The sequence below is a fragment of the Halomarina pelagica genome (genome assembly GCF_024228315.1).
Taxonomy (GTDB): Archaea; Halobacteriota; Halobacteria; order Halobacteriales; family Haloarculaceae; genus Halomarina; species Halomarina pelagica.
Genome location: NZ_CP100455.1, coordinates 1 through 15,906, shown reverse-complemented (window position 1 = coordinate 15,906; position 15,906 = coordinate 1). Strand labels below are relative to the sequence as shown.

Below are 15,906 nucleotides of genomic sequence, written 5' to 3'. Positions count from 1 at the left end.
GCGAGTGGTGATCCGCTCTACGGGCTGGCTTTCGGCCATCTTCACTGTCGAGTGACTATCTTTCAGAGCGCCCGTTTCGGTATCAGCCGTTTTCAGTGCGGGCTCTCTACGTCCCCTTCTGAATCGCGAGAACGGGCTGGTCCGTTCGGCGTAGAACCTGCTCCGTGACGCTTCCCTGGAGCAATCGATCGAAGCCAGTCCGTCCGTGGGGGCTGAGAATCAGTAGATCGACGCCCGCTTCGTCCCCGTAGGCTCGGATCTCCCGGGTCGGTATCCCCTCACGGATCTCAGTTACGACCGATATGCCGCGCCGCCGTGCGGCCGTTCTGATCGCCCTCAGTGCTTCTTGACCCTCATCACGAAGCGTTGACCGAGTTGACGTAGCCCGCGTGCGCCCGATGATTCCGGGTCCACTCTGAACGATGTCGATGACGTAGAGTACGTGGACGGTAGCAGCGTGCTGCTCGGCGAGATCCAACGCGTGCCGTATGGCTCGTCGATCCCCGCTTCCGTCTGTCGCGAGGAGCACTGAGTCGTACATGCCATGGTGTTACCGACCCGTCTGGCCTAACCCTTGTGGTCTGTTATCTCGCATCCTCCGCGACTGCCGATAAGCGTTCCCACCGCAGGTTACAGCTCTGTCGGGCGGTGGATCGTAGCTAACGTTATTACTCGCCACGAGCTAGCACCCGGAGGAGTGTCCCAGGGTATGTTCGACCGAATACTCGTTCCAACCGACGGAAGTGACGCGGCCAGGCCAGCGGTGGAGATGGCGCTCGGTCTCGCCAGAACACACGACGCAACGCTTCACGTACTCTTCATCGTCGACCAGCCCGTCTCCGTGTCCGGTACAGCGGAGGGATTCAGTGGGCTGGACAACCTCCTGAACGCACTCGAAGAACAGGGTCACCGGACGACGGATGCGATCGCTGATCGGGCCAGAGAGGGCGATGTCGAGACGGAGACCGCCGTTCGGCGGGGCAACCCCCACGAGGACATCCTCGCGTATGCTAACGATCACGGGATCGACTTGATCGTCATGGGGACTCACGGAAGAACGGGAGTCAAACGGGCACTGTGGGGAAGTGTGACCGAAGACGTAGTTCGACACTCGGAGATCCCGGTTCTGACCGTACATCGAGAACCCGAGAAGTAGGAGCGTCACGTCGATTCCGTCCCCGCCTCCACTCCGAATCGACCATCGGGAGGTGATACGCGACCGCCCCGCAGGGCTCTCAGTGTAGAGCAGTATCGTCGGCGGACGCTTCGGGTTCAGGGACGAACAGTTTCAGCGCGACCGCGACCCCCACGCAGATGACGCTGAGGGCGACGAAGAGGGAGAACCCCCACGCGTAGCCGATTTCGCCATACACGTCCACGAAGAGACCCAGGGCGGGAAGGATGACGAGCGTCCCGGCGCCACCGATACCGCTGATCCACCCCGAGGCTCCTCCGACGGCTTCCGGGACGAATTTCGGGACGAGCTCGAACACCGCCGCGTTGGCGATCCCCATCCCCGTCCCGAGTACCATCATCCCCACGATGGCTGGCCAGAACCCGGTCGCACTCGTCATGATCGCGCCGCCGACCGCCATGATGCCGAAACTGACGATCGTCACGTTCTCACCGCCGAATCGGTCGCTGACGCTTCCTGCCGGCACTCTGATGAGCGACCCATAGACGATGAAGACCCCCGCCAAGAGACCGGCGTTGGCGAGCGTCAACTCGTGGAACAGATCCCAGTACGTGGGAAACCAGGCGGACAGTGAGGTGAATCCACCGCCGAAGGAGACGGTGTACAGGAACACGAGGATCCACGTTCGTCGATTCGACGCGGACGTTCGCAGCGAGTCCCACGTCCCCCCCGAGGGGAAGATATCCTGGCCGAGTTCGGTAGCGGTCTGCCTCGCTTCGGCGTCGTCCTTTCCCTTCTTGCGGAGCTGGAAGAAATACGGATCCACGGCGAACAACGCATACACGACGGTGACGACGATGAGGAACACCAACCACGTCGAGTACGCCATCGTCAAGCCCCAGATTCCGATCAGTACCGGAAGAACGTACACCACCATCCCGGGGCCGATGTTTCCGACGCCGGCGAACGCACCGAGTGCGAAACCCTGCTTGTTACTCGGATACCAGTAGGACGTCTGCGTGATACCGACGGAGAACGTCGCACCGCCAGCTCCGGCGAGAAATCCGAAGAGTACCAGAAGTGGGTAGAGGCTCATGTCGAAGTCCTCAGGGTAGGTTAGAAACAACGTGACGACGAGTCCCCCCGTTCCGACGATCGTCAACGCCAAGAGGATAAGGAGTGGCTTCTTTCCCCCGACCTCGTCCACCCACGCTCCGAACGGAATCCGGAGAACCGCCTTGCTGAGATGGGGCGAACCCAACAACAGTCCGTGGAGTATTCCGGGGAGGGTGAGATGCTCCTCCAGTATCGGTCCGGCCGCACCGTAGAAGACGATCGTAGTGAGTCCGGCAAAGAACCCGAGCGTAGCCATGAGCAGCCCCCGGTTCGGCGTACCTGTGACACCGTGTTTATTCGTTAGCTGACCGTGTTCGTCCATCGTCTAAGGGTGGCGGACGCTCCCGGTATGTATCATGCGAAATCGATCCCGAAACGCTCGTTCTCGACGACGTCTCCGAGACACGCCATGGAGGCGGCTTGATACTCTGGAGGGCAAAACGGGGAACGCCACGCTCGCGCTGTCGCCAGTTCGACGATCGTCTGATCGATAGACTGCGGCGAGGGTCCCGATTCGATCGGTTTAACGTACAGGCTGGAGTACGACCGGTGCCCGATGAGTGACACAGAGACGATCTCACGGCCGGCCGACACGATGCGAGAGCGGGTCGGTGAGACCCGTGTCAAGATCTGGTTCCTGATTAGCGCGAACCGATGGCTCGTTACCGGTATTATACTCGCGGTCACGTATGCGATTCTGCTCCTCGTGCACGTCTTCGGCCCTAGTTCCCCCCAAAAACTCGTGACGAGCAGTGCGATCGGTTCGTTATTCGGATCGATGGTCATCGCGATCGTAACGAGTGTCACGCTCGTCCTCTCGATCTCCCAGTTCGTGCTCGCCGAAGAGATCGGTCCACTCGGCGAACAGCGCGAACGCATGTCGAACGAAACCGGGTTTCGAGAGGAGGTAGAGGAGACCGCGGGCATCGGGGTGAGTCCGGCACAGCCGTCTCGGTTCCTGCGGACGCTCATCGAAACGGCGGATACGTACGCGAGAGCACTCGAAGACGCGGTTGCAGAGAGCTCGAACCCGGGGCAATTGGAAGAAGTCACCGACTATGCACGTGGTCTCGTCGAGCACAGTCAGAAGATCAGTGACGAACTAGAGGACGCGACGTTCGGATCGTTTCAGACGCTGCTTCCCGTACTTGATTATAACTACTCGTGGAAGGTGTTCACCGCTCGGACCCTTCGCGACAAGTACGACGGATCGCTTCCCGAGGAGGCGGACGAGGCGTTCGAGGGGCTGATAACGTCGCTACGGTTCTTCGGCCCTGCACGCGAGCACTTCAAGACGCTCTACGTCCAGTGGGAGATCATCAATATCTCACGAGGAGTGCTCTACGGCGCGCTACCGACCCTCGCGCTCGCGGGCTACATGATGCTCGAGTTCGACGCTGCGAAACTCGCTGGCACGACGTTCGGCGTCAGCACCGCCTACCTCGTCGTCAGTGCGCTGTACGTACTCACGCTCGTTCCGTTCGCCGTACTGCTCGCCTACCTCCTCCGCGTCCTCACCGTCATGAAGCGAACGCTCGCGATCGGACCCTTCATCCTCCGGGAGACCAAGCAGGTTGAGGGCGTCCGAAACGAAGCGTCGAGCGAGATTCAGGCGGAGAAGTGACGCGACGCGGGAGTACAGCGCTCTGCCCACCGATCGTCCCCGAAATTCGACCGGCGGTACGACGCTGATCGAACGCAGAGAGAGACGACCTCGGGGTTCGAGAGGGACGATGGTTCGAGTAATCATACGGAACGTCCCGTGAACGGTCACACAGTGGTCGCACCCCGATAGCGCGGCCGACTGGACACGCGTCGCCGATTTCGAGTGGGATCCGTCCGTTGATAATCGAGAAAGCGAACCTGTACGGTGACCGCCCGGTTCGTGTCCTCGACGATTCGTCGTTGTAGCGTACGAGACAGCCTCGGATACCGCTCGCCGGAGGAACGGCTGACGACGACGGTGATCGATGCGGGTCGTTGATCGCCGACCAACGACGCCCCTCCGTAGGCGGCGTGTGCTCGCTCGAGCTCCAGCCGTGAGTATTCCGACTGTGTCAATACGTCGTTGACGTTCCGATTAACCGTCTGAGTGAAGATGAAATACTGATAGGTGCTGATGAGGACGCCCACGATGAGAATCCCGACCACGGCGGCACCGAGGATCCCAGCGACCGTTCGACGGTCGAACGAAACAGCGTTACGGAGCTCGTTCGAACTGGACGATCGATAGCCGAACGCCCACAGAGCCAGATACGCGGTGAGATTGATCAGGACGACGTTTATGAGGAGCAAAGCGAGTGCGCCGAGCGCCAACAGCGGTTGCCGCCAAACGACGCCGAGACCCACGGCGGCAGCGGCCGGGACGATCGCGGCAGCGACCGCCACGCCGGCGATCGAGACCGGGAGATCAGTCGCCAACGCGAGCGCGCCCGCGCCGCCAGCGAAAACTGCGATCGTGAGCGTGAGTACGGCGGGTGCGCTGAAACTGCTGACCTGTCCGATGTTCTCGACGGCGATCGTCGGTGGCACGAGATACCCCCATCTGAATACGAACCCTGCAACGACCGCCCCGGCGATGGCAACCACGAGTCCGAGTAACTGTGACTCGAAGCTGTCGATTATCGACTCGTAGTCACCGATGACCGCGCCGACACTTGCGGAAAGTGACGACCCGGCAAACGGGGATATCACCATCGCCCCGGTGATCACGATCGCGGAGTTGAGCAGGAGACCGGCAGCCGCGACGATGGAACTGACCGCAGCGAAGAGAACGAACATCGATCGCTGGGGGGTCAGCTCTCGGGCCTTCGTCCGCAGTTCCGCATGCGAGAGGCCGACCTCGTCATCGGGACCCTGGGTGTAGCGCCCTTCGAGTTCGTCGAGGCCGGGCGTCGTCGCAGTCTCGATCTCGGTAACGATGGTGAATGCGTCATCCTCGAGCCCGTCGCTTCGAAGTCGATCCAGCATCTCGTCGACCGCGCCATCCGGGAGTGGAAAGTAGATGATCGACGACTCGTTACCCGCCGCCTCGTCGGCGATAACGTAGTCCGCGTCTGCGTCATCGAGCACGCCGAGGACGCTCTCCTGAGATTCGTTTCTGACCCGTATCTGGACGAGACGCATAGTACATCATGTTCAACTCCGATGATAACACTTTATGACCTATCCTCGGACAGAGGATTCGATTCTCACCTGTGCGCTCAATTCGGCGGGTCGACTGACCGTACGATGGTAACGTATCGGGGGCGGGTTTCCACTTTCAGCCGAGTTCCCCGTGTGGAACTCGGTTACTTACGACCCGCGTTGATACGGGAGGTCCCATACCGAGAGTTGCTTTCCGAACAGTTTGTGAGCCCCAGCTACGATTAGAACCGCCAGGAAGAACGCGACCGCCCCCTTGAGATCATCGACGAACCCGAGAGAGATGATGAGCGTGGTGGCGTACGCTGGAGGGTGGTCGAACCCGGTAGCGAACATCCCTGCGGTCGTGAGTATCGCGGCGAGGAACGTGGCACATACCTGGAGAAGCCCCCGGAGGGAACGCGGCGGAATCGGTTCTCCGACTATCGGTTAGGCGACGAGTAACTGGAATGCGACGATCCCCGAAATCACTCCGATGAACTGGCCCTCGATTATCCGCTGGGGGAAATTCATCTCGTCGTCAGGCAACGTCGCGAACAGAAATATCGACGGTCCGAGGCTCGGAAGCAGAAACCCGAACCCGGTAAACCACGAGAGCACACCGAGAATCGCGAAGTGAAACGCTACGTACGTGCCTATGTCGAAACCGACCGACGGTCGTTTCATCGTGGTCTCGACTCACGAACGACGAAGTAGTAATACCCCTGGCCGTGAGGGCTGGTTGCGACTACGTGGACAACCCACATACGCTCGGACCGCACGTCTCGCTCCTCGAGTAGGGTGATAAAAACGGGGCGTCGTTCCCGCCCGTGCTTATTCGAGTCCGTCGAGTGGACGGATCACTCGCTCGCTTCGATGGCGTTCGTACGGCTGACGACCAACACGGGGCGCTCGGTGGTTCGAAGGACGCGCTCCGTCACGCTTCCGAACAGGGCGCGACTGATACCCGAGTTGCCACGCGAACTCATAACGATGAGATCGACGTCCCGTTCGTCCGCATAGATCCGAATGCCTTCGTGGGGAGTCTGTCGCCGAACAGCGGTCGTGACAGAAACCCCTACATCTCTCGCGTTCTTGGCGATGTCTTCGACTGCCGTTTGGCCCCGTCGCTGGAGTGGTTCGAGCGGATCTGAATCATTGATCCCCATCAGCCCCGAACTGCCACGGTTGTCGTCGACGACGTACAGGGCGTGGACGGTCGCGTCGTAGGTGCTCGCGAGTTCGAACGCTTGGGTGAGTGCTGTCGCTACTTCGTCGCTGCCATCGGTCGGAACGAGGATGTCGTCGTACATGTCGAACCGTAGCCTGCGGAGTCACTTCAACGACGGCCCCACCGTCACGACTCTCGTCGGTAGTCCGTTATCGTGCGTACGTATCCGCTGAGACGTCCCTCCTCGCGTATCTGCTCTTCTTCTAGCTTCCGGAGGGCGGACGTCATCAGATCCTGTGAATCGAGCCATCCGACGAGTGTCGTCTCGTCGTCTCGGGGGACGATCGGCAACTGCTCGATATCGTGATCCGCCATTCTGACGACGGCGTCGAACAACCGTTCGTCGGGATGGCCGACGACGAGGTCACTCGTTCCCAGTTCGCCGACCGTTCGATCCCCGTGATCTCGAGCGATCGCCCTTACGAGGTCGCCGTAGGTGATGATGCTCTCTAACGCACCGCCCGAATCGACGATCGGAAAGCCGTCGTGGATCGTCCGCTCGGGATCTTCCGCCAACTCGAGTGGCTCTGCGTCCGCGATCGCACCGGACTCGTCGACCGCCTGTTCGAGTCCGCCGTTGGCGATCGGCGATTGGGACGTGGCGTTCTCGGTTTCAGCGATGGTTGCCGCTAACTGCGCGACGGTCACGCCCGGATTCAGGATCGCCGGCTTCTCGTCCATCACCTCCCCCGCGTTGAACCGCTTCAGGACGTCGACCTCGTAGTCCTGGTTGACGTCGATCCCCCGGTCTGACAACTCGGCGGTCATCAGGTCCGAATCCATATAGAGCGTGGCAACCGCGTCGGCGACGACCCCGACGAGGAACACGGGGAGGATCGCCTCGTACTGCCCAGTCACCTCGATGGCGAACAGCGTGAAGCCGAACGTGGCGTTGCTCACGACGCCAAACAGCGTTCCGAGTCCCGCCAACGCGAACAGTGTGACGGGGATCGTCACCCCGGGGAGGAGGGCGTTCACGCCGTGGGCGAACACGCTTCCGATGGCTGCCCCTGCGACGAACACCGGCGCGAGGAATCCCCCCGACGTTTTCGAACCGAGGGTGACGTAGACGCCGACCACCTTGAAGAGCATGACGACGAAGACGAGGCCGACGGCCAGCTCGTTGTTGAGGATCTCTTCGGCGACCCCGTAGCCCACGCCGAACGTCCGGGGCACGAGCAGTCCCATCACGCCGAAAATGAGGCCTCCGATCGCCGGCAGGAGGACGTCGTTGACCGGAATCCGATGGATGTACCTCTCGGCGGAGAAGTAGCCGTCCTTGAAGAGGATCGCAGCGCCGCCGATGACGATGCCGAGCGCGACGAGGTAGGGTAGGTTCGGAAAGAGTTCGGCGGTGATCTCATCGACGTGGAACATCGGTCCGACGCCGATGAGCGGGCGGCGAGCACCAGTCGCGATCAGGCTCGCGATGCTGATCGGAACGAAGGACCGGGCCTGAAACTCGAAGACGAGGAGTTCGATCGCGACGAGAATTCCCGCGAGCGGCGTGTTGAACGTCGCCGCCATCCCCGCGGCCGCCCCGCACGCAAGGAGCACCTTACGTTCGGCCACCGTCGTACTGATCCACTGACCGAAGACGGATCCCATCGCGCCCCCACTCTGGATGATCGGCCCCTCGACACCGAACGGCGCGCCGGTACCGATGGCGATCGCGGCGGAGATCGGCTTCAAAACGAGTATCCGTGGACGGACTCTGCTGTCGTTACTCCAGACGGCCTCCATCGCTTCGGGGATACCGTGACCGATGATCCGTCGCGAGCCGTACTGCGCCATCACCCCGGCGATGAGACCACCCAGCGCCGGGACGAGGACGATCCAGAGTGGCGGACCGCTCGGCGGAAACAGAAGCGAGTTCACGGTGCCGTCCGATGCGACGAGGACGCTCCCCGCCGATTCGGTGGGTTCGACGAACTCGAACGCGACCCGCTGGTAGAAGAAGAGGTTGTAGAGAAGACCGATGAAGTGGTAGATGAGGTATGCGATCACGGCCGCAGCCACGCCTATGACGCCGGCGAGGACGGAAACGTACCCTATTCGAAACCCGTCGGGGGAGTCACGCGAGCCTGATTCTGTCGGTCGGAGGTTCGTCGCCGCCATTCTATTACTTCTCCTATCGCGGTGATGGCCCCTTGTCTCTATCGAATTGTATTACCAATGTCAATTAGTCAGAAACGCTAATCAGCTCTCTTAATTCGCTGGGGGTAGTGTTGAACTGACGTCGGGACTCGTATTATCAGATACGTTATCAGTTCTGCGCCCGCCGGATCCGTGCGAACCGGGGGGCCATCCTCTCCGTCCTGAAGCCGATGCTTTGCGCCCAAAACTCCGTACTTCGGTATCTTTCCAGCGCGTAGGAATCCGCAGTTCGTTCACACACCTCCCGTGGAGGTGTCGGATTGGGATCGCCACGCGACCGAAGTCGCTCCTCGAGTAGGCGACGACGAAGGGCCGAGTCCCATCGTCGACCGACGTCTCACCGGTGGCTCGACGTCGAGCGTTCGCCACCCGATGATCGACGGGGGCAACGTGGTGCGTTTCGATACCCTCACCGAGGTCGCTCTCATCCCCTAGCGAGTCGACGTTCGACTCGATCGGGAGATGCCTCGGCGCGATGGCTAGGTCGGGACGCTAGAAGGATGGGATCGCTGGACGAACTCGTCCCGCGGTCGTCGAGGCGGTCCCCGCCACCGGCGCTGCCGCCGAGTGGGTGACCGAGATCCGACGACGGTTTCGCTCGACCGTGCGGACCATGCCGAACACGTTCGTGTGTAGGTTTAACAGCCTGCCGACGCGAGAGGGCACGTATGGTGACCGGCCCGCTCTCGTATCCGTGGTGGCTTCGGATCACACACTGGTTCAACTTCTTCTTCGTCATCCTGCTATTCCGCAGCGGGTACGAGATCCTCATGAGTCATCCCAAGCTCTACTGGTCGGACGACGCCGAGCCGGGGGACGAGTGGCTCCGCACCGGCGACCGGAAGCGCGGGACCGACTTCGACAAGGACGTCATCGAGGACGAGGACCTCTGGGCGGCCGAAGACGAGATCGATCCGCCGTCGGCGCTCATCTCGCTTCCCGGTCGCGATGCCATCGGGATGGGTCGCCACTGGCACTTCTGGGGTGCGCTCGGATGGACCCTCTGCGGACTCCTCTACGTCGGGGGGCTCTTCATCTCGGGCGAGTGGATGCGCCTCGTTCCGACGTCGCTCGACATCTTCCCGCAGGCGTGGAACGCGCTGGTGACGTACGCGCAACTACAGGTCCCCCACGCCGCTGGCTATAACGCGCTCCAGCAACTCACGTACTTCGGTGTCATTTTCGTACTGTCGCCGGTGATGATCGTCACCGGCCTCCTTCAGGCACCGGCCTTCCGGGCGCACTGGCCGGACTGGTTCGGCTGGAACCGACAGCTCAACCGGAGCATCCACTTCATCGGGTTCGTCGCGTTCAACGTCTTCCTGTTCGGTCACGTCGCCCTGGTCGCGGCCCACGGGTTCTGGTCCGAGATGGGGAAGATCGTCCTCGGGAGCGAGGCGGCCTCGACCGACCTGACCATCGCGCTCACCGTGCTGGGTGTCGCGATCGTCTTCGGGTTCGCGGGATTCGCGACGTGGATCACCCTGAAGCGTCCGTACTTCACCCAGAACCTGCTGGAGATCGGCGTCGACCCGCTGTTGAAGGGGCTGTTCCACCACGTCTCGTTCTACGACGGCGACGATCGGCCGGAGGTGTCGAACTTCGCACGGGTCAACGGCAAGCCGCCACGTAACGACGAGTACCGCGCCCACTACGAGAACGACTTCGATGACTGGACGATCACGGTCGACGGGCTCGTCGGGAACGAACTCGACCTGACCAACGAGGAAATCAGGGAGATGGACAAGCAAGAACACGTCACCCGCCACGACTGCATCCAGGGCTGGACGTACTACGCCAAGTGGGGCGGCGTCCCGTTGTCGGCCATCGTGGACCGGTGTGAGCCGACGGAGGACGCGGAGTGGCTCGTCTTCTGGACGCTCGACGAGAAGTGGGAGTACTCCGAGGACGGTCCCTTCGAGGAGAAGGCCGAGGACGTCCCGGAGTTCTACTACGAGGCCATCCGGATGGACAAGGCCCGGGAACCCCGGTCGATCCTCGCCTACGAGATGAACGACGGCGACCTTCCCGTGGCCCACGGCGCTCCCTACCGGCTCCGCATCGAGAGTCAGCTCGGGTACAAGATGGCGAAGTGGGTAACCCGCATCGAGTTCGTCGAGGACTTCGAGGACATCGGCAAGGGGAAGGGCGGGTGGCGCGACGACGTCCTCCACTACTACCCGAACAGCGCGGACATCTGAGACGCCGATGGCCGTCTCCGCTCTCGCGTCGGCGTCGGGCCTCCAGTCTTTCAATGAGCACTGATCCGGACGACCCCGGCGAGTCGCCCGTCGACAGTGCCAGCCGTGTCGGGGACGTACTCGGACTTCTGGAGTACTGGGATCCGCTCTACTTCGCGCTCGTCATGGCGACCGGCATCGTCTCCATCGGTGCGTCTCTCGTCGGGTTCGAGCGGATCGGTCGGGCACTGTTCGTGGTCAATACTGTCGCGTACGTAGGTATCGGCGTCCTCACGGTGGCGCGGATCGGCCGCGCCCTCGGATCGGCGCTTCACGACCTCGTCTCGCCGGACCGGGCGGTCGGATCGTTCACCGCCGTCGCAGCGACCAGCATACTCGGGAGTCAGTTCGTCGTCTTCGAGCAGTCGATTCCCGCCGCGACGGCGCTACTGGTCTTCGCAGGCGGTCTCTGGTTCGTTCTCACGTACACCGTGTTCGTGGGATTGACGATCAGGGACGTCGACGATCCCATCGAGGAGACGCTCGACGGCGGCTGGTTTCTCGCCGTGGTCGCCACGCAGTCCGTGGCCGTGCTCACCGCGTTGCTCGCTCCGCAGTATCCGTCGGTGCTCGAGAATGTCAGCCTGGTGGCACTCGTCCTGTACCTGATCGGCGGCGGGTTCTACCTAGTACTGTTCACGCTGGTGTTCTACCGGATGACGTTCTTCGCGTTCCGCCCGGCGTCCGCGACGCCGCCGTACTGGATCAACATGGGCGCCGTCGCGATCACGACGCTGGCGGGCGCGTTGCTCCTCCAGCTCGGGCCGTCGTGGCCGTTCATCACCGAGATTCGTCCGTTCCTCCTCGGGTTCACGTTCTTCTTCTGGGCGACGGCCACGTGGTGGATCCCGTTGCTCGTCGCACTCGGTATCTGGCGACACGCCGTCAGCGGAATCGCACTGCCGCATCGCCCAGAGGGGTACGACCCACGGTACTGGGGGATGGTCTTCCCGCTCGGGATGTACACAGTGAGTACGTCCCGCCTCGCGAGCGAAGCGGGGATCGGAATACTTCACATACTCCCTCGAGTCTTTGTGTACATCGCACTCGCTGCGTGGGTGGTCGTAGGCGTTGGGCTTCTCCGCAAAGCGTTGGAGTGGTCGCGGGCAAACCTCGGGTGAATCGCAACGCACCGCCCACGTTGGAGAACCCCTCAGTCGGTCGATTCGATGCTCACGCGAGTACCGTATCCGCCACAGGGGCCCGTCCGTGATCCGAGATCTCGACGAACCGATTCACCGATCCACGGTTTGATAGAGGTACGACGACGGTGGCCCGTGTCGTTCGTGCGTGACGATGTCGACGAATCGGCCGGGCGCGTCTGTTCGACTGCGTCCACCGCCTCTGCGATGGTCAATTGTCCAAAGCGTTCAAATGCGGCTCCTCACTGCCAGATAGCATCTATACTCCGCGAAATTTGGCTCAAAAACGGCCTATCCTCCGAACCTGTGTGCCCCCCGAACCCAACACTTGATATAGCGACATAAGATTTATAGTCTCGGAACATTCCGACTTCAGACCGTACAGCGGTCGAACTACGCGTTTTCTCTACCGGACGTCGGCGTTCTCGCACGTTTCCGTGTCGATACGCGGGCTGATCCCCCGGAATGACGATCCTGACGGGGCCTCGATCCGCTTCCGCAGCATCGACGCAGATAATTACCACGATCCGTCCGGTCGGTACTCGAAGCGACCCCCGACGCCGTCCGCGATGGGAGTAGCGTCCTGTGTAGATGGGGACTGCCCTGCCGGATAACAACCTCACCGGTCCACCCTCTGTTATAGCTATATATTATAGCCGTGAGATATGACTGGTAACTACAGCTAGGATTTCTATTCGATCTGCTCTATTGAAAACGACAGACAGCGTCGGGATCACTCCGGAAGAGTTTGAGAAGATGAAGTCGAGAAGGTGGATATGGCAATCGCACTCCTCGACTTCGTCCAGAACGTACTCCGCGTAGCTAAACAAGCGTTAGGGAATCGAGCGGGGAGGCCCGCCTCTGGCGGGCTTCCCCGCGAGGCTCACATCGTCGCCCACTGTCTTCGCAAGGAAGAGGGTCACACCTTCACCGAACTCGTCGATCGCCTCAGTCTTATGCCTGCGGTGTGTGACCTCCTCGGACTACATCCGGACGCGCTCCCCGATCCAACGACATTCTACTACTCACTGGATCGGTATGCGATGTACGTCTGGCGGGCGTTGCTGCGCGCGTCCGCGCAGCAACTCCGCCAGTCTGGCCACGTCGCGCTCGACAGCACGTTCTTCGAACGCAAGCAAGCCTCCCAGTACTACCTCCAGCGACGCGGGCGCACCGTCACGACGATCAAAGCGACGACACTGACCGATACAGCATCGCTCGCGGTGCTGGACGTGCACTGCTGTATCGAGCGTGAACCCGACACACAGGCTGGCCCGCGGGTCGTCCGCCGGAACGCGGACGACCTGCGGGCCGTGGTCGCCGACAACGGCTTTCAAGACTGGCACACCGAATACGAGCTCTCCGCATACGATCTCGAGTACCGTGTTCACCACCGCGGATCGACACCGATGGCTGTCGCACACAACACGCTCAACCAGTTGACCGGGTACACGCAGCGCTGGATGGCAGAAACGTCCTATTCAACGACCAAGCGAACGCAGGACTCCGCCCTGCGTTCGCGGTTCTGGTACCGCCAGTTCCGTGAAATCGTCCTGATGTTTGCGATCCACAACATCAAGAAGATGACCAAGAAGCTATGACCCCACTGCCGTACCGCATTTTCAATAGAGCAATTCGATCCGCGATCTCCTCCCCCCGTCCGATGAGCGTCGGACGACAGTCACGGCGATAGAGTATAGTTGTATAGTATAGCGATACGCTATAGCTGGTGAATGTGGTTCATGTCTCATGACCGGCCGTGAGGGACTGACTCTCTGGCCGAATCGACTGGGACGAGGGCGGAAAGCGTATAATACGTTCGCGGTAGAGCGCCTAGCGGAACGGTCCTTCGAGGAGTGGAAGACGTGATCCGGTTCGGGAGGGGGCGGCGAAATCACGCACGCGGTAGGATCGGGGGTACCGAAAACGGAGTGGCCGGCGTAAGCGAACTCGGAGGCCGACCGCGGGCCCGCAGGAGGGGATCACCGGTGGGGACTTGGTCGCCCCGGGGGACGAACGGCGAAAAGACGGCGAGTTCCGGGCCTGGACGACTCCCCCTCTGGAGCCTTCCAGTGGACCTCGGTCAAGTAGCGTCGAGGTCGTATCCCCACTCGCGGAGGACCTCGGCGATGAGTTCTGGATTACGCTGCGCGACGACCATCGCGGCCTCCCGATAATCCGACTTGTAGACGTCCTCGCCGAGCAGCGCTTCGAGCGTATCCCGAAGATCGGCCTCGGCGTCGATGATCTCCTCTCGAAGGAAGTACGGAACCTGTTCGCGCCCTTCGTTTACCTTCTCGCGGCGGAGTTTGTACGGAATCGAGTCCATCGTGGGGCGCTGCGCCCCGGTTTCGGAACCGGACGCGGGGTTCGCGTCCCCTCCACTCCTACCGGTAGGCGACGACTCGGCGGCCGTCTCTCGTTCCGGCTTTGCCCCGTCCGTCTCCCGTGTGGATCGCTCTGTGTCGTCCGCAGATTCGTCGAAACCGGCGTCCCGCGAACCGGACTTGAGCCCCATTACGCCACCACCTCCGGCGTGTCCAGGCCCGCTTCGCGTTCGAGATGCCGGGCGAGTTCGTCGAACTGGTCGAGCGTCTCGAGTTCGTAGTCGCGTTTTCGCTCGCGGTGGTCCTCGACGTAGGCGTATGGGCTGCACTGTTGCTTCCAGCTACCCTCCATCAGCGAACCGCGCTCGCCGACGACCACCGGTACCGGGAATCCGCTCTCGCGCAGGTTCCCGAGGATCTCTCGCTGATCGCGCGTGTCCCTGTATCCGATCGGCACGATCGCCAGTACGCCGACGTCGACGTCGATACTCTGTTCCAGTCCGTCGACGAGGTCGTCCAGCCCTTCGATCGATTCCTGGCCCTTCGCCGTCGCCTCGAACGGGATGACGACGTTCCTGACCGCGACCAGCGCGTTGTAGAGGATCGGGCCCGCCTTCCCGGCCGAATCGACGATCACCACGTCGTACTCGTCGCGGACGTTCGCCTCGCGGAGGACGCGGTGGAGCTGGTGGTACATGCTGTAGGACTCCCCGAAGTTCTCGGCCTGGTCCTTCTCGTTGAGGAGGAACTCGTGGAGGTCCTCGAGCATGTTGTGCGACGGGATCAGATCGATCCCGCCTTCGACTTCGAGAGCGAGATCGTGAAAGTCACCTTTCGGACGCCCGACCAGGTGACGGACGAGATTATCGACGGTCGGGTCGCCGCGGTCGTAGTCGGGACCGAAGAAATACGTGAGGCTCCCGTTTTGCGTGTCCATGTCGATCGCGAGGACGTCGTGACCCGCGCGCGCGTGACTCGCCGCGAGCGTCGCGGCCGTCGTCGTCTTTCCGACGCCGCCCGCCTCCGAAACGGGGGTGTAGGTGAGCATCACGTGTGACTGTCGAGAAGTAGTGATATAAGCTTAAGTCAGACAATGTCGCTACGAGATACGACTATTGTGCTGAACTATAGTATATATCTATACTATCTAACTATACTCCTCACTGGTAACGTCCGAGTCCCGCCGACCGCTACCGCCTCCGGCGACTGTACACCGTCGATTATGACGTCTCGGGCGGCAGGACCTCGGCGGAGACCCCACCGTCGAGTGCGACGCCCTCGATACGGTACGTGCGCGCCCCGAAGGAGCATAACTGGAGGGTTTCGGATATACTAGATGGCTATAATTGGCGACTATACTAGGTGGCTATACTCATCAACTATACCTAACAGATATATCGCGGGTGATATTCTGCGTCTGTATCGCCTGCTGACG

14 protein-coding genes are annotated in these 15,906 nt (G+C 61.5%); 5 read left to right on the top strand and 9 right to left on the bottom strand.

What is annotated here, in order from left to right; all coding sequences use genetic code 11:
* Window positions 1–106 precede the first annotated feature (106 nt).
* Complete coding sequence (locus NKI68_RS18620; RefSeq protein ID WP_254546798.1) at window positions 107–541, bottom strand: universal stress protein; 435 nt, start codon at window positions 539–541, stop codon at window positions 107–109.
* 168 nt (window positions 542–709) lie between these two features.
* Between NKI68_RS18620 and NKI68_RS18615 the strand changes: the two genes are divergently transcribed.
* Window positions 710–1,156 (top strand): universal stress protein, encoded by a 447-nt coding sequence (locus tag NKI68_RS18615; RefSeq protein WP_254546797.1) that lies wholly within the window; start codon window positions 710–712, stop codon window positions 1,154–1,156.
* 79 nt (window positions 1,157–1,235) lie between these two features.
* Here NKI68_RS18615 and NKI68_RS18610 read toward each other — a convergent pair whose 3' ends face one another.
* Window positions 1,236–2,573, bottom strand: coding sequence for an MFS transporter (locus tag NKI68_RS18610; RefSeq protein ID WP_254546796.1), 1,338 nt, complete (start codon window positions 2,571–2,573; stop codon window positions 1,236–1,238).
* 234 nt (window positions 2,574–2,807) lie between these two features.
* On the opposite strand from NKI68_RS18610, the gene NKI68_RS18605 reads away from it, so the two are divergent.
* Entirely contained in the window at window positions 2,808–3,875 is a 1,068-nt protein-coding gene (locus NKI68_RS18605; protein WP_254546795.1) for a DUF7972 family membrane protein, read from the top strand.
* A 146-nt stretch (window positions 3,876–4,021) separates the two neighbouring features.
* On the opposite strand, the gene NKI68_RS18600 is transcribed toward NKI68_RS18605, so the two are convergent.
* The 4 genes from NKI68_RS18600 to NKI68_RS18580 all read right to left on the bottom strand — a co-directional run bounded on the left by NKI68_RS18600 (window position 4,022) and on the right by NKI68_RS18580 (window position 8,624).
* Entirely contained in the window at window positions 4,022–5,377 is a 1,356-nt protein-coding gene (locus NKI68_RS18600) for a TIGR00341 family protein (RefSeq protein ID WP_254546794.1), read from the bottom strand.
* 447 nt (window positions 5,378–5,824) lie between these two features.
* Window positions 5,825–6,061 carry a hypothetical protein gene (locus NKI68_RS18590; RefSeq protein WP_254546792.1) on the bottom strand — a complete coding sequence of 79 codons (237 nt, stop codon included), beginning with the start codon at window positions 6,059–6,061 and terminating at the stop codon, window positions 5,825–5,827.
* A gap of 173 nt (window positions 6,062–6,234) precedes the next feature.
* Window positions 6,235–6,687, bottom strand: coding sequence for a universal stress protein (locus NKI68_RS18585; RefSeq protein ID WP_254546791.1), 453 nt, complete (start codon window positions 6,685–6,687; stop codon window positions 6,235–6,237).
* Window positions 6,688–6,731: 44 nt separating this feature from the next.
* Window positions 6,732–8,624 carry a chloride channel protein gene (locus tag NKI68_RS18580; protein ID WP_254546790.1) on the bottom strand — a complete coding sequence of 631 codons (1,893 nt, stop codon included), beginning with the start codon at window positions 8,622–8,624 and terminating at the stop codon, window positions 6,732–6,734.
* An 806-nt stretch (window positions 8,625–9,430) separates the two neighbouring features.
* On the opposite strand from NKI68_RS18580, the gene NKI68_RS18575 reads away from it, so the two are divergent.
* Complete coding sequence (locus NKI68_RS18575) at window positions 9,431–10,963, top strand: molybdopterin-dependent oxidoreductase (RefSeq protein WP_254546789.1); 1,533 nt, start codon at window positions 9,431–9,433, stop codon at window positions 10,961–10,963.
* A gap of 53 nt (window positions 10,964–11,016) precedes the next feature.
* A complete protein-coding gene (locus NKI68_RS18570) occupies window positions 11,017–12,123 on the top strand; it encodes a tellurite resistance/C4-dicarboxylate transporter family protein (protein WP_438267821.1) in 1,107 nt (368 codons plus the stop codon).
* Window positions 12,124–12,237: 114 nt separating this feature from the next.
* Here NKI68_RS18570 and NKI68_RS24045 read toward each other — a convergent pair whose 3' ends face one another.
* Window positions 12,238–12,300 (bottom strand): hypothetical protein, encoded by a 63-nt coding sequence (locus NKI68_RS24045; RefSeq protein ID WP_497007290.1) that lies wholly within the window; start codon window positions 12,298–12,300, stop codon window positions 12,238–12,240.
* Between the two features lie 620 nt (window positions 12,301–12,920).
* Between NKI68_RS24045 and NKI68_RS18565 the strand changes: the two genes are divergently transcribed.
* Window positions 12,921–13,745, top strand: coding sequence for a transposase (locus NKI68_RS18565; RefSeq protein WP_254546787.1), 825 nt, complete (start codon window positions 12,921–12,923; stop codon window positions 13,743–13,745).
* A gap of 482 nt (window positions 13,746–14,227) precedes the next feature.
* Here NKI68_RS18565 and NKI68_RS18560 read toward each other — a convergent pair whose 3' ends face one another.
* Both NKI68_RS18560 and NKI68_RS18555 read right to left on the bottom strand, forming a co-directional pair.
* Complete coding sequence (locus NKI68_RS18560; RefSeq protein ID WP_254546786.1) at window positions 14,228–14,662, bottom strand: DUF7970 domain-containing protein; 435 nt, start codon at window positions 14,660–14,662, stop codon at window positions 14,228–14,230.
* Window positions 14,662–15,519 (bottom strand): ParA family protein, encoded by an 858-nt coding sequence (locus NKI68_RS18555; protein WP_254546785.1) that lies wholly within the window; start codon window positions 15,517–15,519, stop codon window positions 14,662–14,664. Before NKI68_RS18555 ends, NKI68_RS18560 begins: the two co-directional genes overlap by 1 nt.
* Window positions 15,520–15,906 lie beyond the last annotated feature (387 nt).